Raw genomic sequence first — 26,562 nt, forward strand, 5'->3', positions numbered from 1 at the left:
GATCGCTGCGGGGCATGGTGATCAACATCATGCCCCGCGCGCATTATCCGCCGCCAAAGATTAACGCCAGTTAGGATCTTGCTGTAACTGCTTTTTCAACATAGCCTGGATAGGCTCGTCAGGGTGGCCGAGCCATTGATAGGTGGCGAATTGGCTCGGGGTATCCAGTGCTTGTGGCTTATCATCCACCGAGACTCGCATCCCCCACGCCTGCCAAACCTGCTTTTTATTCTGGCTAAACGCCACCCACATAAAGTTGTTGCTGCAATCATGGGGCTTACAAATTCGGCCCACTTTATACTGCCGCCCTTCCCAATTAATGACCTCATACGGCCCCGACGTCCCCACTCCTTTACGCGCCCATGTAGGGAGGTTTTTCTGGCTCTTGGTCATTTTCTGCCAGCTGTTTTTATAAACTGGCTGTTGCAGAAGATCCGCCATGGTCGGCAGCGGTTTAGTTGGCGCGGCCTTAGCAGGGGCCGAAGTTGGAGTGGATGAAGGTGAATGAGGTGAAGTTGCATTGACTGATTGCGCGAAGGCCCAGGAGCTGGCACTGAGTATCGCCGCAGCAACAAGACAATGGAGGGTTTTATGACCTTTCATTATCGAAATCCTTATGATCTGATTAATCTACGCGCCGGAGTATTGAACGCGCTCCCTGTGCAATTGATTTGCAGGCGTAGTGTTAGTTTGCCTGTCTAAGACCATCAACGGCACAAAAAGTTGATCCATAGCACGAATTTTCATCCTAATTCCAGTTATACCACAATCGGTATGACAGCTTGAGTTAAGCTATGAACCAGATGATGATGAGAAGGCCATGCCATGTTAACCTATGAGTTACCCGAAGAACCCGAGAAGCTCTATTACTCTGCCGGGGATGCCCATCCGCTGGACAAGCTTGAGACCGATAAAATCATCCAGATGGTGATCGATCTCGACGTCGCCAACTCAGACAGCGAGCACTATGTCACCGGCTGGATGGGGCTCAATAGCGTGGTGGTGGTACGTAACTATCAAAATAAGCGCGGCACAGCTAACGGTTTTGTGGTGAACAAAGGCGATCGCTATCGGCTCAGTATTCAGTCGATTGAGTTCCGCATACCCAAAGCGGTGCTGTGGATGAGCTTTCGCCGCAAGCCGCGCACCATGGAGCTTATCACCTACGAGACACTGGGTGACCAACCTAGCGGCATGCAGCAATACCGCAATATCCTCGATGAGGAGCTGTTACAGCAGTTGGATGCAGATTGGCGCGAACTGAATGACTATCTGGGTGCCGCCTGTTGGCAACTGGAGCATGGCACCCCATTGTGGCAGCAAGCTCAACAGCAGATAACTCCGGAGGCGATCAGCCAGTTAGCGGATGCGGCAATCTTCCGCACCAAATCCTTGCAAGCCGATGGCGATTACGCCGGTTTCTGGGCTGGCGAGTACTTTTTCGCCGTCAGACAGCCAACCGCGGGTAACCCACTGCCAGCGGTACAAATCTCCTGGCGGGAAGATGAGAAAGATATCGGCAGCTATCAATTCGATCTGCTCAACGATGAGGCTGGTGAGCCAAAACTTTCACTGTGCATCCGCCCCCGTAAAGGCGCGGACAGTTACCTGCTTAACCGTTTTGATGCTCATCATCTGCAACGCGCCATCGCGATGTTTACCATGACCCAGCGCTATTTGTTGACGTAAACCGCAGACAGCTAACCCCCCTGTGGCCTCAAGGACAAAAGTTAATCCCCGAAGTCATTGGAGCCACAGGTAGGCAGCCAGCGAAAGCATCCCGATGAGCTGACTCAAGTCAGTGATTCGGGTAAGTGAGCGCAGCTAACACCCCTGTGGTTTCAAGGTCAAAGAGTATCCCCGAAGTCATTGGAACCACAGGTAGGCAGCCAGCGAAAGCATCCCGATGAGCTGACTCAAGTCAGTGATTCGGGTAAGTGAGCGCAGCTAACACCCCTGTGGTTTCAAGGACGAAGGGGATTTGAGCGCAGCTAACACCCCTGTGGTTCCAAGGAGGAAGGGGATTACCACCATTGATGAAAATGATGCACCGGCCCTACCCCCCGTCCTACCTCAAGACTATCGGCCTGCTCCAACGCCCCCTGCAGATAGTTTTTGGCCGCCTCGAGTGTATCGCCCCAATTTGCATGTCGGGGGCGCAACGCCGCCAATGCAGCTGATAGGGTGCAACCGGTGCCGTGGGTATGGCGAGTGCTGACTCTGCGGGTGACAAAACGCTGCTCGCCTTGGGCGGTAAACAGCCAATCTGGGCTATCTTCACCACTCAAGTGGCCCCCTTTCATCAGTACCCCCTGACAGCCTAGCGCCAGTAGCGCTCGTCCCTGCTGACGCATCTCTTGTTCATTGCGGGCGAGTGAGCAATTGAGTAACGTCGCCGCTTCCGGCAAGTTCGGCGTAATCAGATCAACCTGTGGCAGCAGTTGTTGACGCAGCGCAGCCACGGCCTCCGGTGCCAGCAGCGGATCGCCACTCTTCGCCACCATCACGGTATCCAGCACCACAAAAGCAATCGGGTAGCGGCGCAGTTGCGCGGCGACGACGTCAATGATGTCAGCATTCGCCAGCATGCCTATTTTGGCGCTATCAATGCGCACATCACTCAGCACTGAATCCAGTTGAGCGGCGACAAAAGTGGGATCGATGGGATAGACCGACTGCACGCCGGTGGTGTTTTGCGCCACCAGCGCGGTGATAACACTGGTGCCGTAAGCTTGCAAAGCAGAGAAAGTTTTCAGGTCAGCTTGAATACCCGCGCCGCCACTGGGGTCAGTTCCAGCGATCGTGAGTGCATTAATGCGCCTCATGAATATGTCTCCATATTCATATTCGTAAGCGATAGGGCGAATAGCGAAGGATTCACTGTGGTAACTGAAGAAAAAGCGGCAGGTTGGACGTACATATTCCTCCTAACCGGCGGTCAAGAAGGCGGAACCCTGCGGTGCCGAGACTTCCCTACGCTGGTATAATCCAGATCAGGTAATACGGGTATATCTCAGCCAAACCACTTTTGTGGCAGCACCCCGAGTCAGAATTGGTATTATCATTGGCAGGTGATAGAAGATCAATGATGCATTCACAAAACAAATAACCAAGACAACAAAAGCACGCCGAACTGGAGAGATAACCGGAGAATGAGTATCGAGATTCGTCTGTATCAGGAGAGTGACCGTCCCTTTCTGCGTACTTTGTATCTGGCATCGCGGCGGGCTGCCTTTAGCTGGCTAAATACAGAGCACTTTCGGCTGGAAGATTTTGACCGTTCGACGTTGGGAGAGACCGTTTTAGTCGCCATTGATGGCGGTCAACACGTGGGTTTTGCCTCAATTTTTATCGAGGAGAGCTTCCTGCATAACCTGTTTGTTGATCCTGCAGCGCAACATCACGGGGCGGGAAAAGCACTGTTACTGGCAGCGCATGCGCGGTTTACCAGCCACGGTTCGCTAAAATGCCTGGAAAAAAACCAGCGGGCGCTGACGTTTTATCAAAAACAGGGCTGGGTGGCGATTGCTACCGGCAAGAGCAATGACGGCGACTATGTTTTGATGCATTGGCATAATGAGAACGTTAAGTAAGACAAAGGGAGCATAACTCGCTCCCTCAGATTGCTAAAGAAGGCGGATGCCTTACTCCCCACGCAACGTTTTGACGTCATCCACTTTGATATTCAGTGTTGGTTGCCCGAACTGCTGTAGCAGATAATTGCTCAAACTCACCACCTGCTCGTCAGTTAAGGTTTCGGCAAAACCAGGCATGAATACTTCGCCGTCGTTGGTTTTACGCGAGACCCCATGGAGGATCACATTGATCAGGTTATTGGGGGTCTTAGCCCCGACTACCGAGTTTTTCATCAGCGAAGGATAATAGCCATCTTTCACGCCATCACCGGTAAAACTGTGACAAGTCGCGCAGTTCCCCAGATACAAACGTGCGCCGTCAGTGGTGTTATCCGCCTTGAATGGCACGCCGCGTAAGGTATTTACGCTCGTCGCCGATTGGCCCCAATCTGAGCGGCTTTGGGTTTCATCGTCTGGGTTGAGCGGTTTCAGCGTGCGCAGATAAACCGCCATGGCATTGAGATCGCTCTCTGTCAGGTGGCGGGTGCTGTTTTCAATCACTTCCGCCATCGGGCCAGCCGCCTGCCCTTTGCCGTCAACATGTCCCGTGCGCAGATATTGCACAATTTGCGCCTGACTCCAGCCACCAATCCCCGCGTGAGGATCTGAGGTAATATTGAATGCCGTCCAGCCGTCAATCTCAGTACCGCCATAGGCTTTGCTGTCTTTCATCCCCATGGTGATATTACGCGGCGTATGACATTCACCGCAGTGACCTAATGCCTCAACAAAGTAAGCGCCTTGATTCCACTGCGTATCTTTGCTGCTATCGGGCTGGAAGCGCTGCCCTTCAAAGTTCACCAGATTCCAGAACCACAATCCCCAGCGTTGATTGAAGGGGAAAGGCATATCATTTTCGCGATTTGGCTGATGTACCGCCGGCAGACTGAACAGATAAGCTTTGATCGCTTTAACGTCATCATCCGTCAGCAAGGTATATGAGGTGTAAGGGAATGCCGGATAGAGATTCTCCCCGTTTTTACCTTTCCCCTCATGTAATGCGCGCAGAAACTCCTCATCGGTCCAACGACCAATGCCAGTCTCTTTATCGGCGGTGATATTGGGCGAATATAAGGTGCCCATTGGCGTCTTAAAGGCCAGCCCACCAGCAAAAGGTTGACCGTTTTTAGTGGTATGGCACGCCACACAGTCGGCGGCTTTGGTCAGGTACTCGCCGCGTGCAATCAGGTTATCGTCAGCACTGGCATAGCCGCTAATGGCGAATCCTAATGCGATAAGTAGGGGTTTCACTGAGTGACCCAGGGTTGTTTTTTTCATGTTACACCTCGGCCTTCAATGTTTCAGCGATACGCAGGGAGAGTGCCGCGATCGTCAGCGTACAGTTCACAGAACCGACCGTTGGCATCACGCTGCTGCTGGCGATAAACAGGTTTTTATGGTCATGAGTGCGGCAATCGCTGTCGACCACCGAATCTTTTGGATCGTCGCCCATGATCGTCGTACCGGTGATATGGTTATTGTTAGCAAAGTTATTATTGAATTTAACTTCAGTGCCGCCCATCAACCTCGCGGCCTCGGCGTAGACCTGCTGGGTATGTACCGCACTTTTACGGACATAATCGTCCATGGCGTAGTAGAACTCTGGTTTTGGAATGCCGATAGCATCTTTCTCGGTTGCGCTAGGAATGATGCGGTTTTCTACGTGCGGCAGAATCTCGTGGAAGCTATCGAACTGCACAAAACGCGCGGCCCGATCACGGATTTTGGCTTCCAGCTGTGGCCCCAGTTGCAAATCGCCCTGCTTGAGCAGCTCAATCGTCACTTGGTCAGTGCGTGATAAATTGGATAAATGAATCTTTTTCGCCGCGAAATCAGCACGGAATGCCCCGTCACGGAAACCGACCAAGGAGGTCATCTCCTGCGGCCCACGCCCCGGCCACAGCGGTTCGCTGGCCATAAAGGTGACGCCCGTCCCCGGATGATCCATCAGGTTACGCCCCACCATATCTGAGCTGTTGCCCACGCCACGCGGATTTTTCTCACTGGTGGACATCAGCATCAGTTTCGGAATTTCAATCCCATTGGCGGCCAGCACAAAGAATTTACCTTCAGCCCGATGCTCATTGCCCTGCGCATCCTTAAACAGCGCGGCGGTAATTTGTTGCTGGTCGTTAACCTCCAACTGATACACCACCGCTTGTGGGCGTACGATAGCTCCGGCTAGCTCCGCTTTCTCAACGTGGGTGATGCCATTATACATCGCCCCAATGGGGCAAATGGGCATGCAGTTATTGTTGCCACAGCAGGTCGGGCGGCCATCATAAGGGCGGCTGTTGCGCGCCACTGGCTCGGTCACCACATTATAATGGGCATCGCTAAAGCCGCTGCCATTGAAGCTGTTGCTGTTCAGCACGGTTTTAATGCGCTGCTCGTTCCACGACAGGGGTAGCGGTGCCATCGGGTAAGGTTCACTGCGTGGCGATCCCAAGTCTTCATCACTCGGCCCCCAAACACCCAACTCCTGCTCTGCTCGCAAATACCATTTTTCCAGCGCGGCATACTCTATCGGCCAGTCACGCCCGACGCCATACAGGGTTTTTAGCTTGAAATCATTCGGCAGAAAACGCCAGGCCGATGCCGCCCAGTGCCAGGTTGTCCCGCCAACGGCACGGATATATTGCACATCATACGGGTGCTCGCCCTTTTGAATCAGATAGTTATTGTTTGGGTTAGATTCCGGATGAGGGGCATAAGAGGTGGAGGGATAAGGGGCCATGTTGTCCGATTTATCTGGCTGGTTGCGGAAGTTTTCCACAATTTCCCAGCGCGATAAACGCGGCCCTGCTTCCAAAACTAATACTGATTTGCCTGCCATCGCCAGTTGATGCGCCACCAATCCGCCTGCAACGCCCGAGCCAATGACGACGATATCCGCCTTAAGTGTGTCAGCCATAAATGTATTCTCCAAAATTATAAGGCGACATCAGGCTTCGCAGCCCAGTATCCAGGTTTATTCGGGCAATAAGAGCGAATAACCAACACATCGGATACCGCATCGAACATCAACGCATTTTCAAAGCTGATCACTGCGGCGTCGGCTCCTTCACCAATCACGCCGATATACCAGCCTTGTAAAATCTGCCGAGCAATTTGTTGCTGCAATGGCGGCCATTGAGCAGGCTCACCGGCGGGCAAAGGTTGCAACAGCGCTAATTTCTGGTCAAAACCACCAATTTTGCCGAGCAAAACCTGATAGATGCGTTGACCAATCTGCCCATTGAGCTGACGTTTACCCGTCAATGCGCGAGAGACCAACATGAATCTTTCCAGATTCTGTGGCGAGTTTTGGGTTGATGCCGCGAAAGCATCCAGAGAGAGGGGACTCATCAGGCTGCTGACCAGCCCGACACCGATGTAGCCCAGTAGACGACGGCGTGAAATGCCGCGTACCTGAGGTATCGGAGAGCGATTTACCGACATGTTTTTCTCCACAAAAAAGCATGCGCGCAGTATTCATCTGTTGGATTGATCGACATGCTGTTAGTCGGCATGGCGTTAACAGATGCGGGCTACTGCGAGCTAAACTGCCGCGAGCTTCACGCGGCGGCAGTAGCAATCTTGACTAATGATGAACAAACTTCCCGCCTGATTGGCGATGTGAGTTATGAGATGCAGATGTTAAACATTTAGTTTAGTTGTAAAGATTCGTCAAGATTATACATCTCTCATTGTGAGGGTAAAGCCAAATGTGACGTGGATCACATCTTGTAACTATAGTGGAGAGGAATGCACCCGATCGAGTAATTCATCATCGGGATTAATGAGATGGATGAGTTAATCCTAGGGGGATTGGATCGAATTTACCGTCAAAAATTTGCGTCTTCCGTCAATCTTTATCCATCGTCAAAAAAAGAAAACCCCCTGCCAAGGCAGAGGGTTTAGCTAATAAGCTAAATAGTATTCAAGAGGCGAATACTATTCCCACTCGATGGTCGCTGGCGGTTTACCGCTGATATCGTAAACCACGCGTGAGATCCCATTGACTTCATTGATGATGCGGTTTGAGACGCGGCCAAGGAACTCATACGGCAGATGCGCCCAATGTGCGGTCATGAAATCGATGGTTTCAACAGCTCGCAGTGACACAACCCAATCATATTTGCGGCCATCGCCCATCACACCAACAGAGCGAACCGGCAGGAACACGGTAAAGGCTTGGCTGACTTTATTGTACAGATCCGCTTTATGCAGCTCTTCGATAAAGATAGCGTCGGCGCGGCGCAGTAAATCGCAGTACTCTTTTTTCACTTCGCCAAGCACACGAACACCTAAACCAGGGCCTGGGAATGGATGGCGGTAGAGCATGTCATACGGCAGGCCCAACTCCAGACCAATTTTGCGCACTTCATCTTTAAACAGCTCTTTCAGCGGCTCTACCAGCCCAAGTTTCATCTCTTTCGGCAAGCCGCCCACATTGTGGTGAGATTTAATCACATGAGCTTTGCCGGTTGCAGATGCAGCAGATTCAATCACGTCTGGGTAGATTGTGCCTTGCGCCAACCATTTAACTTGCTCTTGTTTGCAGGCTTCTTCGTCGAAAAGCTCAACAAAGACGCGGCCAATGATTTTACGTTTTGCTTCAGGCTCGTCCACACCCGCCAGTGCGGAGAGGAAACGATCTTCGGCGGCAACATGGACAATATTCAGGCCGAATTTATCGCCAAACATTTCCAGTACCTGATCCGCTTCATTCAAACGTAGCAGGCCGTTATCGACAAATACGCAAGTCAGGCGTTTGCCAATGGCGCGATGCAATAGCATTGCGGTCACAGATGAGTCAACGCCGCCAGACAGGCCGAGGATCACGTGGTCTTCGCCGATTTGCTCACGCAAACGGACAATGGCGTCTTCGATGATGGTGGCTGGCGTCCACAGCGCTTCGCAGGCACAGATGTCTAGAACAAAGCGTTCCAGCAGGCGTTGGCCCTGCTTGGTGTGAGTCACTTCTGGGTGGAACTGCACGCCATAAAAACGTTTTTCTTCGTTGGCCATAATGGCAAACGGGCAGGTATCTGTGCTGGCAACCGTAACAAAATCAGAGGGGATAGCGGTGACTTTATCGCCATGGCTCATCCACACATCCAGCACAGATTCACCGGCTGGATTGATCGCATCTTTGATATCACGGATCAGTGCGCTATCCGTTTTAATCTCAACCTGCGCATAACCAAACTCGCGCTGATTTGAACCTTCAACTTTGCCGCCTAGCTGCATTGCCATGGTCTGCATGCCGTAGCACACACCCAGCACCGGTACACCTGCGGTGAACACATAATCAGGCGCGCGTGGGCTGTCATGTTCAGTGGTGCTTTCAGGGCCGCCGGAAAGAATGATACCGCTTGGATTGAACTCACGGATCTGGGCTTCAGTCACGTCCCACGCCCATAATTCACAATAGACACCAATCTCACGAACACGGCGCGCCACCAGTTGAGTGTATTGCGAGCCGAAATCAAGAATAAGGATGCGATGTTTATGGATATTTTTTGTCATGTGCGGCGTATTCCAGAAATCCCCTTATTACTTGACGTTACAGCGATATTTACTGCCTTGCTGTAATGCCAATTAATTTGGGTATTGATATTAAAATAAAAAACCGTCACCCGCCTTATAGCACGGGCGACGCTAAAAATAATCAGTGCTTAACCCATCCGATAATTCGGGGATTCTTTGGTGATAGTCACATCATGCACATGGCTCTCTTGAATGCCAGCACCACTGATACGGACAAACTCAGCTTTGGTGCGCAATTCATTGATGGTGCCACAACCGGTCAGCCCCATACATGAACGCAGGCCGCCCATTTGCTGATGCACGATCTCTTTCAGCAGACCTTTGTACGCCACGCGCCCTTCAATGCCTTCCGGCACTAATTTATCGGCCGCATTGTCAGTCTGGAAGTAACGGTCTGAGGAGCCTTTGGACATCGCGCCCAGCGAACCCATGCCGCGATAAGATTTGAATGAGCGGCCCTGATACAGTTCGATTTCGCCCGGAGACTCTTCAGTACCGGCCAACATGGAACCGACCATGACACAAGAAGCGCCCGCCGCGATGGCTTTGGCAATATCACCGGAGAAACGAATACCACCATCGGCGATAACCGGGATACCGGTGCCTTCCAGCGCTTCGACGGCATCCGCAATCGCAGTAATCTGAGGAACACCAACACCCGTCACAATACGAGTCGTACAGATTGAGCCTGGGCCGATACCCACTTTGACTGCGCTTACACCCGCATCAGCCAGCGCTTTTGCACCAGAGCCCGTCGCAACGTTGCCGCCAACAATTTGCAGGTTAGGATATTTAGCACGGGTTTCGCGGATACGTTGCAGAACGCCTTCGGAGTGACCATGGGAGGAGTCGATCAGTAGAACATCAACGCCAGCAGCAACCAGCGCGTCGATACGCTCTTCGTTACCGGCACCGGCACCGACAGCAGCACCAACACGCAGACGACCATGCTCGTCTTTACAGGCGTTTGGCTTGCGTTCTGCTTTTTGGAAGTCTTTTACGGTGATCATGCCGCGCAGGTGGAAGCTGTCATCAACGACCAACACTTTCTCGACACGTTTTTCATGCATTTTTTGCAGCACAACTTCGCGAGTTTCGCCTTCCTTGACGGTAACCAGACGATCTTTCGGTGTCATCACCGCAGTCACAGGTTGCTCCAAGTCGGTAACGAAGCGAACGTCACGGCCAGTGATGATCCCAACCAGCTCATAATCTTCGGTCACCACCGGATAACCGGCGAAACCATTACGGGCGGTCAGCTCTTTTACTTGGCGTAGCGTGGTGGTTGGTGTAACAGTCTGTGGCTCAGTGACAACACCACTTTCATGCTTTTTCACCCGGCTAACTTCTTCAGCCTGGCGCTCAATGGACATATTTTTGTGGATGAAACCTAAACCGCCCTCTTGCGCCAGCGCAATGGCCAGACGAGCTTCGGTAACGGTATCCATCGCTGCGGAAAGCATCGGGATATTTAGGCGGATAGTTGCAGTCAGTTGAGTGCCAAGTTCCGCCGTATTAGGCAGTACTGTGGAGTGGGCTGGAACCAGGAGAACGTCGTCAAATGTTAGTGCTTCTTTCTTGATACGTAGCATGGGCAATATCTCACCAAGGTGAATGTGAAAAGATAAAATATTGCCGTGGCATTCTACAGAGCGTAACCGTTTGCCTCCAGTACTTTCTCATAATATTTCTTGCCAACCGATGTGAGGCAGGTAATATCGATCAATTAAGTGCTTGTTTTAAAATTTGATCCAGGTCACATGCCACTATCTTCTGCATCAACAATTTTTACGGTCAGCCGCCTTAATCAGACGGTGCGACAGCTGCTGGAAATGGAAATGGGCCAGATTTGGCTCACTGCCGAGATCTCCAACTTCTCTCAGCCCTCGTCCGGTCACTGGTATTTCACCCTGAAAGATGATCGGGCGCAGGTGCGTTGTGCGATGTTCCGCAACACTAATCGCCGTACGACTTTCCGTCCGCAAAATGGTCAACAAGTGTTGGTTAGGGCATCGATTACGCTGTATGAGCCTCGGGGTGATTATCAATTAATCGCAGAGAGCATGCAGCCTGCCGGTGATGGATTGTTGCAACAGCAATTCGAGCAGCTCAAGCAGAAATTGGCCGCCGAAGGGCTTTTTGACCAGAGTAGTAAGCAATCACTGCCCAGCCCCGCCAGGCAAGTCGGGGTGATTACCTCCGCCAGTGGCGCAGCATTGCACGACGTTTTGCAGGTTTTACAGCGCCGAGATCCCTCACTGCCAGTCATTATTTACCCGACAGCGGTGCAAGGTGCTGATGCGCCATTGCAGATAGTCCGCGCCATTCAACTGGCTAACCTGCGTGCCGAATGTGATGTCTTGATTGTTGGCCGTGGTGGTGGTTCGCTGGAAGATCTGTGGAGTTTCAATGACGAGCGGGTTGCCCGCGCCATCTTTAACAGCCGTATTCCGATTGTCAGTGCTGTCGGCCATGAAACCGATGTCACTATCGCTGATTTTGTTGCCGATTTACGCGCCCCGACCCCTTCCGCTGCCGCAGAGTTGGTCAGCCGCAACCAGATTGAATTGGTCAGGCAGATACAGGGCCAGCAGCAACGGATGGAGATGGCGATGGATTACTATCTGGCACAGCGTGGGCAGCAATTCACCCGCCTCGAACACCGGTTACAGCAACAACATCCCCATTTGCGATTGGCACGTCAGCAAACACTTCTGTTGAAGCTGCAACGCCGCTTGGAAGAGAGTGCACAGAGCCAGATTCGCTTATTGGGCAGACGTACCGAACGGCTCCAGCAGCGCTTGGTTCAGGCTCAGCCGCAAGGGCAGATTCACCGTTACCATCAGCGGGTACAGCAGCAAGAGTATCGTTTGCGTCAAGCATTGGAGCGCCAGCTCAATGGCTATCGTCAGCGTTTTGGCATCGCCTGCTCACAATTGGAGGCCGTCAGCCCATTAGCGACGTTAGCTCGCGGCTACAGCGTTACCCAAACCCCTGCGGGCGCACTGCTCAAGACCACCAAGCAAGTACAAGCGGGCGATAAATTGACCACCCGACTGCAAGATGGTTGGGTAGAGAGTGAAATTACCCAGATTAATGTGGCGAAGAAGCCCCGTCAGCGCAAAGCGGCAAAAGAGTAGCGGATCAGTTTCAGCCCATTGCCACGCTATCAGGCCGTCGGCAGATAACTAAAACGAACGCGGCTTTTCGAAATCAGCCCGTGGCCCTGTTGGCAAAAATAGTCGACTGCGCCACAAGCTTTAAGCACTTGCAGCGGCTTACCGCAATCAGGGCAATCGGCCTGCTGCTGATAGTTGCCGTGGCAATTGGCGCAATGGTAGTGACCACTGACTTCTGTCATCACTTTTTGGCAAACCGGACATAACGCATCCATAATTTTTTCCTCTCCTGCGTTGCAGTTAAACACTCACATCAGGCCCATCGAACGTAAGAAGTAGATCCCAAGCGCCGTGGTGAAGAATGAACCAACGGTGGTGAGCGCAATAATATTCGCCGCCAAGGTGGCATTCCCCCCCATTGCGCGGGTCATCACATAGCTGCCTGCGGCAGTGGGTGTGGCGGAAAAGAGGAAGATAATCCCTAACGTCGCACCACGGAAACCCATCAGCACACCGCCGAAGGTCATCAGCATAGGTACCACGAATAGTTTGGCTACCGAAGATAACGCAGCCACATTAGACGAACGGAACATCGCATGCCAATCGAGACTCGCCCCAGTGCACAACAGCGCCAGCGGGAGTGCTAACCCAGAGATATAGCTACCGGTCTGGACAATCACCGTAGGAATAGGTAATCGGGTCTGCGCATAGGCTAAACCACACAGCAAACCGATAATCAGGGGGTTAGTCACAATGCTACGTAACAAAGCCGTTTTGCTGATTTTCCCGCCCTGTCCCGCTTGCAAGCTCCGCGTGAGCGTAATCACCGACAGCATATTAAATAATATTACTGTTACCGTCAGATACATTGACCCCAGTGCAACCCCTTCTGCACCATAAGCGGTCATGGCGAAAGCCAAACCGACAATCGCTGTATTGGCCCTAAATCCGCCCTGCACAAAGACCCCGCGCTCTTTCGGGTCTTTGACCAGCCACTTGGCGGAGAACTCAAGTAACAAGAAGGTGAGCAAAGTGCCGACGGCACCATAGATAACCAATGGCAGATTATCCATCAGGCTCACATGATTGGTGGCGACACTGAAAAACAGTAAACAAGGGAGTGCAAGATTGAAAACGACTCGGGTCGCACCATCGCAGAAGCGGTCATCCATCAGACCACTACGCCGTAACAGCACACCGAGCAGCATCATCAGTAAGTTAGGTACAGTAACACCGAATGCGAAACTCCAAGTTTCCCATGACATGGCGGGTTTTCAACTCCTTTTGTCTACCGTTAAGCGACCCCAAACGGGACTTGCCAAAATGGCATCTTAGATACGGTGCACTAAAAAGGCAAAAAGCGCGGAATGTCCGCGCTTTGCTGTGGTTACTTGCTTTTTTTCAGGTGCGAAACCAAACGCTTACGTTTCCGCATCTGGTTCGGCGTCAAGGTATTGCGCTTACCCGCAAACGGGTTCTCGCCCTCTTTAAACTGAATGCGAATTGGCGTACCCATTACTTTCAGTGAACGCCGGAAGTAATTCATCAGGTAGCGTTTGTAAGAATCTGATAAATCCGTCACCTGATTACCATGGATAACCACAATCGGCGGGTTATAACCCCCGGCATGGGCATACTTCAGCTTCACACGACGACCACGAACCAATGGCGGTTGATGGTCTTCCTCTGCCATTTGCATAATGCGGGTTAGCAATGAAGTGCCGACTCGCTTGGTAGAGCAATCATAAGCTTCCTGTATAGATTCAAACAGGTTACCCACGCCACTGCCGTGTAAGGCAGAAATAAAGTGAATACGGGCAAAGTCAACAAAGCCAAGACGCAGGTCCAGCATATCTTTAACCTGCGTGCGCGCTTCTTCTGTCATGCCATCCCATTTGTTGACGGCAATAACAAGTGAGCGCCCACTATTCAGAATAAAGCCTAACAGCGACAGATCCTGATCCGAAATACCATCACGGGCATCAATAACCAACAGTACAACGTTGGAGTCTTCAATGGCCTGCAAGGTTTTAATGACTGAGAATTTCTCAACAGTTTCAGTCACTTTTCCGCGTTTACGTACCCCGGCGGTGTCGATCAGTACATATTCACGTTCGTCACGGGTCATCGGGATGTAGATACTGTCACGGGTGGTCCCCGGCAGGTCATACACCACCACACGATCTTCACCGAGGATGCGGTTAGTTAGTGTGGACTTACCTACGTTAGGACGCCCGACAATAGCCAACTTGATTGGCAGAGTACGGGGATCGAAATCATCTTCTTCGTCTTCTGGAATTTCGTCTTCATCAGCTTCCTGCGCAGCCCAATAGGCGGCATTTGCCTCTTCATCGGTCAGCTCAACTTCAGGCTCTTCGGCGTCAATGTAGGGCGCCATCACATCTTCAATCAGTTGGGTAACACCACGACCATGAGAAGCCGCAATGGCATGTACTTCACCCAAGCCTAATGAATAGAAGTCGGCGGTAGCCGTATCTGGGTCAATACCGTCAGTTTTATTGGCAACCAAAAAGGTCGCTTTCTCACGGCTACGCAGATGTTGGGCAATGCCCTGATCCGCAGGCATCAGCCCAGCGCGCGCATCGACCATAAACAGGACGATATCGGCTTCTTCAATCGCCAATAACGATTGACCAGCCATCTTGGTTTCTACGCCATCTTCTGTGCCATCAATACCTCCGGTATCGATAACAATAAATTCATGACCCTCGACCTCGGCACGACCATATTTACGGTCACGCGTTAGCCCGGGAAAGTCCGCAACTAACGCATCACGGGTGTGCGTTAAGCGGTTAAATAGAGTGGATTTACCCACATTCGGGCGCCCGACCAGCGCGATGACAGGTATCATTGTTGAAGCCTCATTACTTAATTTTCAAAGCGTTACAGCACTGTACCCAACTTTCAACAGCGCAGTTTTTAGAAGACAAACGGCCCCTGAACATCAGGAGCCGCTTTAAATCCTTCGTCCTTGAAGTTGCAGCAGTGTTAGCGGCATTCACTCACCCGAATCACTGACCGGTGTCAGCTCATCGGGATTCATTCATTTGCTGCCTTGCTGTAACGCCAATGACCTTGGATGATACCCTTCGCCCTCGATGTTGCAGCGGTGTTAGCGGCATTCACTCACCCGAATCACTGACCGGTGTCAGCTCATCGGGATTCATTCATTTGCTGCCTTGCTGTAACGCCAATGACTTTGGGTATTGGCCTGTTAAACAGGCTCTGAATCAGAATTAACGGGTGAACGCGTAAACCGTGCCGCCTCTTGCCTGAACCAACAGCTTATCGCTGGCAACCACTGGCGCACTTAAGAAGCCAGAGCTATCCACACTCTGTTGAGCGACAAAACGACCATCATCAGTATTCACCCAGTGCAGATAACCTTCGGCATCACCTACAACCAGATAGCCATTATACATCACTGGAGCGGTCAAGTTACGATGTAATAAATCGCTTTGACTCCAAAGGGTTATACCGCCATCAGTTTTCAGCGCGACAATGCGGTCATTTTGATCGACCAGATAAATGCGACCACCGTCGACAATAATGTCGTTCACCGAGCCCATTTCACGCTTCCACAGAATTTGGCCGGAACGCAGATCCAGGGCCGTCAGGTTCCCGTTGTATGCCAGTGCATAAACCACACCATCAACCACGACTGGCGTCGTATCGACATCATTCAGGCGGTCAATTTCAGTGGTACCGGTAACTTGAGAAATACGCTGCTGCCAGATCAATTGGCCCTGTTCCATCATCACCGCACTGACGCGGCCATTGTCGCCACCGACAATCGCAGCACCGAATGCTACCGCTGGTGCAGATTCGCCACGCAGAGACAAGGCCGGAGTATCCAGGTTTAGAGTCCACTTAATCGCGCCGTCAGATTCATTCAGCGCTTGCAGCATGCCATTTGAGGTGTGGATCAGAACCACGCCATCACTGACTACTGGGCGGGATAATGCTTCACCCGCAACCACTGTTTGCCATGCAATCTGACCATCGTCAGAGTTAAGGGCATACACCACTGCTTTCTCGCTACCAACATATACATGCGCACCTGAGGCCGTTACGCCACCAGATAACATTGCAGAACGGTTGCTGGAAAGGAAGTTGGTTTTCTCAGACAGATCGGTTTGCCAAATTTGCTTGCCGGTGTCCGCATCCATGGCTTTCACCAGACCTTTACGGTCTGCTGCGAAGACAGAAGTCCCCTGCCAGGCTGGGCGTAAATGAGAGTAATAATCACCAACACCACCACCAACGGAAGTGCTCCACACCTTAGTTGGCGTGAATTGGTTTTCAACTTTTGGCAGTGGCGACATGGTAACCACATCTTCTTCACTGTTAAACAGTGAACAACCGCTCAATAGGGCAACAGATACGAGTCCTACTAAGAGTGTTTTACGCAATTGCATGGGAATACCCCTTAGCTGGACAAATTATTCAATTTCATGCGCAGCAAAGCTTGCAGCGCTTGAGAAGCATTGGATTCGACGCCTTTACTGTAAGCGGCCCGCGCACCAGGGATGTCACCCTTGCTTAATAACGCATCGCCACGGACATCTTGAGCCATCGCAGACCAGCCATCACCTTGCACTGCATCCAGCGTTTTCAACGCTTCGTCTGGTTTCTTCAATTGCAATTGCAGACGGGCAAGGCGCAAATTAATCAATGACAGTAGGTTTTCATCTTTTGTCTGACCCAGCGCCTGAGTGAGCTGCTGTGCTGCTTTATCAAACTCGCTTTGCTCAACGAAATGATGCGCCAACTCTAACCCAGCAAGTACGCCATAGTTATTTTTATTGCCCTGAACAAATTTTTCAGCAAGAGCAACACCATCAGCGCTGTTAGCTGACAAAGCATCACTGGCTTGCTGATAGGCAGAGGAGGCTTCGGTCATGGCAGTATTCTGATGACTCTGCCAGTAACGCCAACCCACTAATGCACCAATCCCGAGCACCACACCCACGGCCAGCGCTTTACCATTCTCACTAAAGAAACGGCGCACTGCATCAACCTGGTCATTTTCAGTGGTATAGACTTCCACGGTGTCTCTCTCCTTAACCCAACATCAAAGCCAGACGCGCAGCAACATCCGCTTGCGCCAGCGTTTCTTGTTCACCATTCCGCAAATCTTTAACGACCACTTTCTGTGTCGCCACTTCGCTTTCGCCAAGCATTAATGCAACACGGGCCCCCCACTTATCAGCGCGGGTAAATTGTTTTTTGACATTACCACCGCCATAATTGGTCATTAATTTCAGCGTTGGCATGGTATCACGCAGGCTTTCAGCAAGTAGCATTGCAGCACTTTGCGTATTCTGACCTGACGAGATGACATAGACATCAACTGTCGCTGGAACTTGGAAATCAGCATTGACTGCCTGCACCAATAGAACCAAACGCTCTAACCCCATCGCGAAGCCAACAGCAGGTGTTGCACGACCGCCTAATTGCTCGACCAAACCGTCGTAACGCCCGCCGGCACAAACGGTGCCCTGCGCGCCTAAACTGTTGGTCACCCACTCAAATACCGTGCGATTGTAATAATCCAGACCACGGACTAAACGCTCATTAACGGTATATGGGATGCTGGCCTTGTCCAAAAGTTCACATAGACCTGCAAAATGTTGTTTTGACTCTTCATCCAGATAATCAGATAGCTTAGGTGCATCGTTAAGCAACTGTTGAACTTCCGGATTTTTCGAGTCCAGCACGCGCAGCGGATTGCTGTACATGCGGCGCTTACAATCTTCGTCCAGCACTTCAACATGTTGCTCCAAGAACGCCACCAGTGCTTCACGATAATCAGCGCGGGCATCCAATGACCCAATGGAGTTCAGCTCTAGCTGCACGTGCTCTGAGATACCCAAAGCACGCCACCAACGGGCAGTCAGCAGAATCAATTCGGCGTCAATATCCGGCCCTTGCAGACCGAAAACTTCAGCACCCAGTTGGTGGAACTGACGGTAGCGGCCTTTCTGTGGACGCTCGTAGCGGAACATCGGGCCGATGTACCACAGACGCTGTTCCTGATTGTACAGCAGACCATGTTCAATACCGGCACGCACGCACCCTGCTGTCCCTTCTGGGCGCAGTGTCAGACTTTCGCCATTGCGATCGTCGAAGGTATACATCTCTTTTTCAACCACGTCGGTGACTTCACCAATCGCGCGTTTGAATAACGGGGTCTGCTCTACAATCGGCATACGAATTTCGCTGTAGCCGTAGCCTGCAAGCACTTGCTTCAAGATGCTTTCAATACGCTGCCATATCGCCGTGTCGGCCGGTAGGTAGTCGTTCATACCACGGATGGCTTGAATGTTCTTTGCCACGTCTGTTCTCTGTAGTTTTATCCCCATTTCACTGGAAGCAGCAACATAGTTAGTAGCAACATAGTTAGTAGCAACATCAGCAAGTTTGGGCATAGTGCAAAAAATAAAGTCGATTATAGAGGCTTGCCACCCACTTATTCAATGGTGGCAATTTGTGACCTCTATAAGCGCAATATAACGTGGGCGCTGTCCACATTTTTATGTTGGTTAACAACACACTACCAGCAGCGCTTATTTATCATCCAGATGATTGATAGTAATCCGGTTATTGGCATCAAGCATTGATGCTTTGGCACGAATCTTCGCTTCCAACTGGTCAATCATGTTCTTGTTATCAAAGCGCTCTCGTTGGCGAACGCCATCTTCGTAGAAACCACTTTGATTACGAGCACCGGTCACACCAATGGTTGACACCAATGCCTCACCAGGCCCATTAACCACACAACCAATGATAGATACATCCATCGGTGTAATCAGATCTTCAAGCCGTTCTTCCAACGCATTCACAGTACCGATGACATCAAATTCCTGCCGAGAGCAGGTTGGGCAGGCGATAAAGTTAATCCCGCGCGCACGTATACGCAGAGATTTAAGGATATCGAAGCCGACTTTGACTTCCTCAACAGGGTCCGCAGCCAGCGAAATACGTAGGGTATCGCCAATACCTTCTGACAGCAGCAAGCCCAGCCCAATGGCCGATTTTACTGAGCCACTGCGTGCACCACCGGCCTCAGTGATACCTAAATGCAAAGGATTATTAATTTGCTTGGCTAACAGACGGTAGGAGTTTACAGCCAGAAAAACATCGGAGGCTTTAACACTGACCTTAAACTGATCAAAATTGAGACGATCAAGGATATCGACATGACGCATTGCGGATTCAAGCAGGGCTTCCGGCGTAGGTTCACCGTATTTTTCCTGAATATCTTTCTCCAGCGAACCGCCATTGATGCCAATACGGATAGGGATATTGTGATCACGTGCACTGGCAACCACTTCCCGAATACGAGATTCGTTGCCAATGTTACCGGGATTGATTCGTAAGCAATCAACACCATATTCAGCGACTTTAAGGGCAATCCGGTAGTCAAAATGAATATCGGCAACCAGCGGCACATTAGACTGCTGTTTGATCAACTTAAACGCCTCAGCCGCATCCATAGTGGGTACTGAGACACGTACGATATCCACGCCAACACGTTCCAGTGCCCTGATTTGGGCAACGGTTGCATCAACATCCGTGGTTTTGGTATTGGTCATTGATTGCACGGCAATCGGTGCGCCATCACCAATGGGCACTTTACCGACGTAAATACGGGTAGATTTACGGCGGATTATAGGGGATTCGTTATGCATTACACACTCTCCTTTACAGTCGTGTAGGTTATACAACAGAGCAGTCTTGCAAAACTACGGTGGCTGCTTACCTGAACCACCCTGTAGTTTGTCAAGACCACAATATTACTCTACACCGACAGTCAGGCGGGCTACGCGATTAGCCTTAATAAACTTAGTTAGATCTACTGGATTACCCTGATAAGTTATCGTCAGTGCACCAGGCGCACCAATGGTCAGCTTATAGGGCGATTTACCTGATAGATTGAGGGTAGCCCCCCCTTTTTGGATACCGCTAAACAGCGTTTTTCCACTCGCGTCAACAACCTGTAACCAGCAGTCAGCTGTGAAATTCATGACTAATGGACCCACAGTTGATGCAGCACCATTGACTCCAGCATCCGCTGTCGGCAAGGGTGATTGTGCGGTAGAAACATCAGGCAACGGCGCCTGACTTGGGGAAACGACGACTGACTCCGCCGGAGCCGTTCCCTGGGTTGTTGTCTCGACACGGCTATTAGCCGTATCTGCTGGTGCTGCGCTGTGTGTGACAGGGGCAGTACCATCTACTGCTGGTGTAGAGGCAGGCGGGTTATTGGCAACAGACGCCTGAGCATCCGAGGATGCCGCAGGATCGCTATTATCATCAGTCAGCGGCACAGATTGCCCGCCATTTTGCGACAACTGAGCAGAGGATTGATCAGCCATGTTGGCTATCTCTGCTTGCTGTGCCTGATGATTTTGCCACCACCATGCCCCAGTCAGCCCCAGCACAACCAACACAATAAGCCAGGTGAATGTCATCAACCAGCCATCACGTTTTTTATGCTTTTTACCCAATGAGAAACTTTGCATTGGGGCGACTTTCGCCGCTCTGACTGGCGCTTGTTTTTCTAGCATAGGTAACAGTTCATCTTCGGGAAGGTGAACCAGTTTGGCGTAAGAACGAATGTAACCACGGTGGAATGTCGAGGCGAGATTAGCTTGTGCTTTATCCTCCTCAATATCACGGATTGTGGATACTTTCAGACACAGACGTTCTGCAACTGTCTGCTGAGTTAGCCCTAGTGCTTCACGGGCTTGACGCAGGCGCACACCTGTCGTCTCTGGAACAGTTTGATCTTGGGAGGCTTCAGTATTCATTAGCTAGAAAATGCTGGTACTGTTTGGATTGTGGAAAACTTCGCGCAAGCTGCTTGCCATAGCGTTGAACACTATCTTGACGGCCTGCTAGCGCGGCGAAACGAATTTGTAACCATAAACTTTCAGCACTGGCTGGTAGCGTATGTTGGTAAACATCCAGTAATAGTTGCGCTTGGGCGCGATTCCCTTCTCCAAAATGCCTTTGAGACTCTGCGAGCAGCGACTCACCTTTATCTGGATCATACTTCAATGCTCGGCTCAGCAATACCCGAGCCTGATCATTTTGATTGGCCCGTAAAAAGCAATATCCGGCGTTTTCCAGACTATCTGCAACCTGACCGTAATCAGGTAACAGCGCTGCTGCGCTAAACTGTTGTTGGGCCGATACATACTGCCCTAAACTACACAGAAACGCACCGTAATTATTCAGTACCGTGCCATTTCCAGGTGCCAGTTTCATCGCGTGCTGATAACGCTGCTCTGCGGCACTGTTTTCACCGATACGTTGCTCATAAAATGCCATACCCAATTGAGCGCGATAATCCTGCGGATCCGCCTCTACAGCCTTCTCAAGATTCTGCCGCGCGGCATTAAGATCACCTTGCGCCAAATACTCTAAACCCAGTTGTAAACGCGTCTGCCCTGCTGCTGGCTGATTGGTTTTTTCTGGCGATGAACCAGAACAGCCGCTCAGTATCGTTGCGAGCAGGCAAACTCTCCACAGTCTTGTCAGCTTCATGCTTTCTCAATTGTCCTTATGTGCGAAGATCAGCGCCGGAGTCAGGCACTCATTTTATGCCCATTACTGATATTTGGATAACTTTTTCAGTCATGAGCACCTTACAAATTATAAGTTAAATAACAATCAGTTACCTAGAACCCATCAATCTGATGAATCAGACCGTCTTAATGGCGATAGGTTCACCAGCCATTTTCTTTTTCAAAGTGCGCTTGGTGCGGTCAATCACATCACCGGCCAATTGACCACATGCGGCATCGATATCATCGCCACGCGTCTTACGTACAATGGTGGTAAATCCGTAATCCATCAACACCTTAGAGAAACGATCCACCCGGCTGTTTGAGCTGCGGCCATAAGGCGCGCCTGGGAACGGGTTCCATGGAATCAAGTTGATCTTGCATGGCGTGTCTTTTAAACACTCCGCCAGTTGATGGGCTTGCTCGGTGCTGTCATTGATGTGATCCAGCATAACGTACTCGACCGTAACCCGCCCGCCATTGGCTTTGGATTTATCCAAATAACGACGTACGGCCGCCAGGAAGGTTTCGATATTGTATTTGCGATTGATTGGCACGATTTCATCGCGAATATCATCAGTCGGCGCGTGCAATGAAATGGCCAGTGCAACGTCAATCATATCGCCCAGCTTATCCAGCGCCGGAACCACACCAGAGGTGGATAGCGTCACGCGGCGTTTGGACAAACCGAAGCCAAAGTCGTCCATCATGATATCCATGGCAGGTACGACGTTATTCAGGTTCAGCAAAGGTTCACCCATGCCCATCATCACCACGTTGGTGATAGGGCGAGTACCGGTTGATTTTAATGAGCCGATAATCTTCGCCGCGCGCCAGACTTGTCCAATAATTTCGGATACACGTAAGTTGCGGTTAAAGCCCTGCTGTGCCGTTGAGCAGAATTTGCACTCTAACGCACAACCTACCTGAGATGACACACACAGCGTGGCGCGGTCGGCTTCCGGGATATACACGGTTTCGACTTGCTGATCGCCAACTTTAATGGCCCATTTAATGGTGCCATCTGTCGAACGCTGCTCTTCCGCCACTTCGGGTGCGCGGATTTCTGCCACACGCTGTAACTTAGCGCGCAACACTTTATTGATATCAGTCATTTGCTCGAAATCGTCGTAGCAGTAGTGATACATCCACTTCATGACCTGATCTGCTCGGAAAGGTTTCTCGCCCATTTTGGCGAAAAATTCGCGCATTTGTTGGCGATTTAAATCGAGCAAATTGATTTTGCCAGTGACAGGGGCGGTGGCATCAACCAAGTTGTCAGGCTGAGGGGCAACATCAATTGACGTTGATGCAGTTAGTAATTGTTCGGACATGAGTTGTCGTGGCCTCGTTGTTACACTTTACGGCGCTGCGCTTTAAACCAGGTATGGCTTCAGAAACGGCGATGATAAATAGATGACTAAATAATAAAACGCCCCAGGAGAGATATCTCTACCGAGGCGCGGCATTGTACGAATTTTAAAGCATGGATTCCATGATTGGAAAGGCGCTCGACCAACTTTATTGTTTCCGTTGGTTAAATATTAGCCATTCCCAAACTGAATCAATCAATTAGCTGCGAGGAAAAATTTCATCCGCGGCGAAGAAATAAGCGATTTCACGTTGCGCTGATTCAACAGCATCCGAACCGTGTACTGCGTTAGCCGTGAAGCTATCGGCGAAATCAGCACGCAAAGTCCCCGCCAGAGCATTATCAGGGTTAGTCGCGCCCATGATGTCACGGTGACGCTGAACGGCATTTTCACCTTCAAGAACTTGGACCATGATTGGGCCAGAGGTCATAAATTCAACCAAACCATCGAAGAATGGGCGGCCTTTATGTTCAGCGTAAAAACCTTCGGCTTGTTCTTTGGTCAGGTGCAGCATTTTTGCAGCAATAATTTTGAAACCAGCACTTTCAAAACGCGCGTAGATGGCACCAATGTCGTTATTGGCGACAGCATTTGGTTTGATAATGGAGAAAGTACGTTCTAAAGCCATGATAACCTCTATTGGATTTCTAATATTGACCGGACTTGGAACCCGCCCCCGCAAACTACCTAATAAGTAGGCAAGCTTGGCTGGCAGCTCCTTTACAACAAAATGATGCCGACCCTGTACAGTGGCCGCAGATTATATGTGTGCAATTAGCGCTTGCCTATGGGAATCACAACATTTTGTTAAAAAATATTTATCTTAATTGCTCAATTTTATGCACAAATCACATTTATCTGACCCTACTCATAATTCATCAATAAATTTAAATCCAACCTTCTTCTTTACAATCGCTGAGGGCTGACTAATGACATCGGAAACCAAAGCACGCTTCCCTTTTTTAGCCGCGTACTCAGCGAGCGATCTAATCGCCGCAGTGCCAGCGCCGCGAATAGCCCCTTCTGATTGCGGATGCAACACATAGGCTGGATTGGTCAGTGACCCGCCAATTCCGACATCTTCCTCATTAATATCAACTGCCAATGTAATACTCACAATTTTCCCTGATAACCGGACAATGACATAAATATAATCTTCACGGCTGGTTCTTAGCCAACTCCGAATGACATCACTGACAATACGCGCGGCAGGAATAGTAGATTCACCGACTTTACGCACCACCGGTGGTATGCCATGAGAATCATCATTATTGAGCGTCATAAGCGGTAGGGGCTGATGATATATCCGGTTCCATTCATCTATTGTTGGGATAATATTTTGTCGGGCAGCCAGTGTTTCGCTAGGTGTACCCGTAATGATTTCAACTTCAAAACTCAGTTCAGGATGTTCAACCCATTGTCCAATGTGCCGTATTCTGGGGAGCGTTTCTGCATAGGTGAAATTTTCCAATATCAATTCATAGCGACCAAGGAGTAACTCCTGTGACTCCTGTGGGGAGATGACTGCGGATTCAATATTATTATGATTTAGATAAGTGGCATAACTGAGTTGAGAGAAATCGAACGCTGTTTTTAGACGAATCAAATCCTCATCGGCATTGCCGGCAATAAAGGCACCGACACTGCGGACCAAGCGAGTTTCAGCATCAGTGTCTAATACCGCATAACCCGTATCCTTAAACTGAAGAATACGGTCAATGACCCGGCCAAAATTTTCAGCATTCCAGTTGGTTAAGCTATCGCCAAATAGCAAAGTAAACTCAGTCATAATATCCAGTGTCCAATCCACACATGCGGGAATAAGTTCACGACGAGTGCGTATATGTGGGAGTAACTCTTCCTTCATTGAGATTTTACAGGCCAATGCGGTGGCAAGTAGTGTTAATGATTCTTTATTCAAACCGGCCTTAATATTTGTCAATGTTCCGTAAGGCTCAGATGTCTTCGTATTGACCTGCAAAGAACTCTCTTTATTGGTATCAACTTTAGGTAAGGGTTTCGACGAACCGGAAATTTGCAATATCTTATTATCACTGCTGTTAAAAAAGTCAGAAACATTTGCCACAAAGCGGTCTACCTGATTGCATCGGCCCTGCACAATATAGTTATAAATGCTGAGAATCGGCATTAACCAACAAGATGCCACCCCCGTAAAACTGCGCTCAGTTCTTTGGTTAGCTTTCTCTACCGTCATTACGATTTTATCAATAACAATTGACTTATTATCATTTGGATTGAAATTCATAATAGAAAAATAAGTATCGTGCTCATTGGGGTCAAATAAATAGCCAATGATAGGCGATAAGTAAGTCACCTGCGTGTTAATCGACTCTATAAATTGCGTTTCAAAATACCCCCCATCAAAACGAGATAAAAGTGAGATGCGGTTACTATCTTTATTCATTACGTAATAAGCAGCATTACTGATATAATCATGAATATAATATATTACGCGGCCTTTAATTCTGATAAGTCCATTGTCAGATAACCATATTAGATAATCATCATTACCAGTTAATTCAAGGCTAATTAACACTTGCTTTGAACCAATTCTTTCATCCGTCCAGTAATCACCAAAAATCTTTTTTATTGGAACAATCATTCTCTTTTTTATAGCGCAGAATTGATCACAAATAAAATCAATTTTCTGAGATGCTGTCAGACCCGTGATATTGTAACCCATGCCAAGTCCTTGTAGCCCGCCAAGGGAATAGTTCTCACTCAGCACAATTTTATCCCCATGGTAATTATCATCTTTATAGAGAGTGACTTGCATGTTAGGGGGGATATTGATAGAGCTAACCCTATCATTCAGTGAGTCCGATATATTCGTTTTCTTGTCATTATAGAGATCAACTTTTTCGCCATCAGATAAGCAAATGGCCTCACCGACGAATTTATCATACTCATAAAAACAAGCAGAACTTTTTATCTTGATGGAACTGATCATATCATTAAAATTTTTCGATTCCTCAGAGGAGAGAAAATCAATACTACTTTCTAGTGTGAGTGAACGGCCTAAAAAACCCTCATGTTCATATACGCTAACTGCCATACCCAAAGGGATAGAAATAGATGATATTCGATCATTCCAACGCAGCGTTAGAGATTTAGCTTCTATCCCATCTGCAATACAAAAGTATTCTCCAAGGTAATTAGAATCTGCATAAAAACAAACTTTACCTTCATTAGCCAATACATCAGAGTTTACCATTACAAACATAGATATAAATAACAAAAAACGCTTATTTTTTATCATTACATTTTCCTCTTGTAATTAAGA

Annotated in this window: 23 protein-coding genes and 1 riboswitch; of the genes, 4 read left to right on the forward strand and 19 right to left on the reverse strand. The window is 49.8% G+C overall.

All coding sequences use genetic code 11. The annotated features are described in order from the left end of the window. Nucleotides 1-60 precede the first annotated feature (60 nt). Complete coding sequence (locus ACZ76_RS03655; protein WP_048616907.1) at nucleotides 61-603, reverse strand: inhibitor of vertebrate lysozyme family protein; 543 nt, start codon at nucleotides 601-603, stop codon at nucleotides 61-63. Between the two features lie 222 nt (nucleotides 604-825). Here ACZ76_RS03655 and ACZ76_RS03660 point away from each other — a divergent pair, with 222 nt between their 5' ends. Continuing rightward, nucleotides 826-1,689: a hypothetical protein gene (locus ACZ76_RS03660; RefSeq protein ID WP_048616909.1), complete on the forward strand. Its 864-nt coding sequence runs from the start codon at nucleotides 826-828 to the stop codon at nucleotides 1,687-1,689. Nucleotides 1,690-2,024: 335 nt separating this feature from the next. On the opposite strand, the gene thiD is transcribed toward ACZ76_RS03660, so the two are convergent. After that, nucleotides 2,025-2,825, reverse strand: a complete 801-nt coding sequence (gene thiD / locus ACZ76_RS03665; RefSeq protein WP_048616911.1) for a bifunctional hydroxymethylpyrimidine kinase/phosphomethylpyrimidine kinase — start codon at nucleotides 2,823-2,825, stop codon at nucleotides 2,025-2,027. 128 nt (nucleotides 2,826-2,953) lie between these two features. Next, a riboswitch (TPP riboswitch) is annotated at nucleotides 2,954-3,054 on the reverse strand. Between the two features lie 98 nt (nucleotides 3,055-3,152). Here thiD and ACZ76_RS03670 point away from each other — a divergent pair. Further along, entirely contained in the window at nucleotides 3,153-3,593 is a 441-nt protein-coding gene (locus tag ACZ76_RS03670) for a GNAT family N-acetyltransferase (protein ID WP_048616914.1), read from the forward strand. Nucleotides 3,594-3,644: 51 nt separating this feature from the next. Here the strand turns inward: ACZ76_RS03670 and ACZ76_RS03675 are convergent, their stop codons facing one another. From ACZ76_RS03675 to ACZ76_RS03685, 3 genes are read right to left on the reverse strand one after another with little or no spacing between them, the layout of a single operon-like run. Next, complete coding sequence (locus ACZ76_RS03675; RefSeq protein ID WP_048616915.1) at nucleotides 3,645-4,913, reverse strand: cytochrome c; 1,269 nt, start codon at nucleotides 4,911-4,913, stop codon at nucleotides 3,645-3,647. Nucleotide 4,914: 1 nt separating this feature from the next. Then, nucleotides 4,915-6,549 (reverse strand): GMC family oxidoreductase, encoded by a 1,635-nt coding sequence (locus tag ACZ76_RS03680; protein WP_048616917.1) that lies wholly within the window; start codon nucleotides 6,547-6,549, stop codon nucleotides 4,915-4,917. A gap of 17 nt (nucleotides 6,550-6,566) precedes the next feature. Next, a complete protein-coding gene (locus tag ACZ76_RS03685; protein WP_048616919.1) occupies nucleotides 6,567-7,076 on the reverse strand; it encodes a sugar dehydrogenase complex small subunit in 510 nt (169 codons plus the stop codon). Between the two features lie 54 nt (nucleotides 7,077-7,130). Here ACZ76_RS03685 and ACZ76_RS19305 point away from each other — a divergent pair, with 54 nt between their 5' ends. Then, complete coding sequence (locus ACZ76_RS19305) at nucleotides 7,131-7,286, forward strand: hypothetical protein (protein WP_156312876.1); 156 nt, start codon at nucleotides 7,131-7,133, stop codon at nucleotides 7,284-7,286. A gap of 285 nt (nucleotides 7,287-7,571) precedes the next feature. Here ACZ76_RS19305 and guaA read toward each other — a convergent pair whose 3' ends face one another. Both guaA and guaB read right to left on the reverse strand, forming a co-directional pair. Then, the gene (gene guaA, locus ACZ76_RS03690) at nucleotides 7,572-9,149 is read right to left on the reverse strand and encodes a glutamine-hydrolyzing GMP synthase (RefSeq protein ID WP_048616921.1); all 1,578 of its coding nucleotides are present in this window, start codon (nucleotides 9,147-9,149) and stop codon (nucleotides 7,572-7,574) included. A 149-nt stretch (nucleotides 9,150-9,298) separates the two neighbouring features. Continuing rightward, a complete protein-coding gene (guaB, locus tag ACZ76_RS03695; protein ID WP_048616923.1) occupies nucleotides 9,299-10,762 on the reverse strand; it encodes an IMP dehydrogenase in 1,464 nt (487 codons plus the stop codon). A gap of 168 nt (nucleotides 10,763-10,930) precedes the next feature. Between guaB and xseA the strand changes: the two genes are divergently transcribed. Beyond that, nucleotides 10,931-12,310, forward strand: coding sequence for an exodeoxyribonuclease VII large subunit (xseA, locus tag ACZ76_RS03700; protein WP_048616925.1), 1,380 nt, complete (start codon nucleotides 10,931-10,933; stop codon nucleotides 12,308-12,310). 29 nt (nucleotides 12,311-12,339) lie between these two features. Here the strand turns inward: xseA and ACZ76_RS03705 are convergent, their stop codons facing one another. The 12 genes from ACZ76_RS03705 to ACZ76_RS03760 form a co-directional block, all read right to left on the reverse strand. Further along, nucleotides 12,340-12,564: a zinc ribbon domain-containing protein gene (locus ACZ76_RS03705; RefSeq protein WP_048616927.1), complete on the reverse strand. Its 225-nt coding sequence runs from the start codon at nucleotides 12,562-12,564 to the stop codon at nucleotides 12,340-12,342. A 33-nt stretch (nucleotides 12,565-12,597) separates the two neighbouring features. Beyond that, nucleotides 12,598-13,554, reverse strand: a complete 957-nt coding sequence (locus tag ACZ76_RS03710) for an AEC family transporter (RefSeq protein WP_048616929.1) — start codon at nucleotides 13,552-13,554, stop codon at nucleotides 12,598-12,600. A 122-nt stretch (nucleotides 13,555-13,676) separates the two neighbouring features. Then, on the reverse strand, nucleotides 13,677-15,161 hold the full coding sequence (gene der, locus ACZ76_RS03715; protein ID WP_048616930.1) for a ribosome biogenesis GTPase Der: 1,485 nt from the start codon (nucleotides 15,159-15,161) through the stop codon (nucleotides 13,677-13,679). 385 nt (nucleotides 15,162-15,546) lie between these two features. Beyond that, nucleotides 15,547-16,728: an outer membrane protein assembly factor BamB gene (gene bamB / locus ACZ76_RS03720; RefSeq protein ID WP_048616932.1), complete on the reverse strand. Its 1,182-nt coding sequence runs from the start codon at nucleotides 16,726-16,728 to the stop codon at nucleotides 15,547-15,549. Nucleotides 16,729-16,739: 11 nt separating this feature from the next. Next, entirely contained in the window at nucleotides 16,740-17,360 is a 621-nt protein-coding gene (locus ACZ76_RS03725; protein ID WP_048616934.1) for a YfgM family protein, read from the reverse strand. Between the two features lie 13 nt (nucleotides 17,361-17,373). Next, nucleotides 17,374-18,648: a histidine--tRNA ligase gene (gene hisS / locus ACZ76_RS03730; RefSeq protein WP_048616935.1), complete on the reverse strand. Its 1,275-nt coding sequence runs from the start codon at nucleotides 18,646-18,648 to the stop codon at nucleotides 17,374-17,376. Between the two features lie 231 nt (nucleotides 18,649-18,879). Then, a complete protein-coding gene (gene ispG / locus ACZ76_RS03735) occupies nucleotides 18,880-20,004 on the reverse strand; it encodes a flavodoxin-dependent (E)-4-hydroxy-3-methylbut-2-enyl-diphosphate synthase (protein WP_048616937.1) in 1,125 nt (374 codons plus the stop codon). 105 nt (nucleotides 20,005-20,109) lie between these two features. Further along, entirely contained in the window at nucleotides 20,110-21,126 is a 1,017-nt protein-coding gene (rodZ, locus tag ACZ76_RS03740; RefSeq protein ID WP_048616939.1) for a cytoskeleton protein RodZ, read from the reverse strand. Beyond that, entirely contained in the window at nucleotides 21,116-21,865 is a 750-nt protein-coding gene (pilW, locus tag ACZ76_RS03745; RefSeq protein ID WP_048616941.1) for a type IV pilus biogenesis/stability protein PilW, read from the reverse strand. The genes rodZ and pilW overlap by 11 nt, the downstream gene beginning before the upstream one ends. A 157-nt stretch (nucleotides 21,866-22,022) precedes the next feature. Further along, nucleotides 22,023-23,219 (reverse strand): bifunctional tRNA (adenosine(37)-C2)-methyltransferase TrmG/ribosomal RNA large subunit methyltransferase RlmN, encoded by a 1,197-nt coding sequence (gene rlmN, locus ACZ76_RS03750; RefSeq protein ID WP_048616943.1) that lies wholly within the window; start codon nucleotides 23,217-23,219, stop codon nucleotides 22,023-22,025. Between the two features lie 238 nt (nucleotides 23,220-23,457). After that, nucleotides 23,458-23,886 carry a nucleoside-diphosphate kinase gene (ndk, locus tag ACZ76_RS03755; protein WP_004707890.1) on the reverse strand — a complete coding sequence of 143 codons (429 nt, stop codon included), beginning with the start codon at nucleotides 23,884-23,886 and terminating at the stop codon, nucleotides 23,458-23,460. Between the two features lie 240 nt (nucleotides 23,887-24,126). Then, nucleotides 24,127-26,538: a peptidase inhibitor family I36 protein gene (locus ACZ76_RS03760; RefSeq protein WP_048616945.1), complete on the reverse strand. Its 2,412-nt coding sequence runs from the start codon at nucleotides 26,536-26,538 to the stop codon at nucleotides 24,127-24,129. Nucleotides 26,539-26,562: the final 24 nt, after the last annotated feature.

This window comes from Yersinia aleksiciae, from assembly GCF_001047675.1.
Classification (GTDB): domain Bacteria; phylum Pseudomonadota; class Gammaproteobacteria; order Enterobacterales; family Enterobacteriaceae; genus Yersinia; species Yersinia aleksiciae.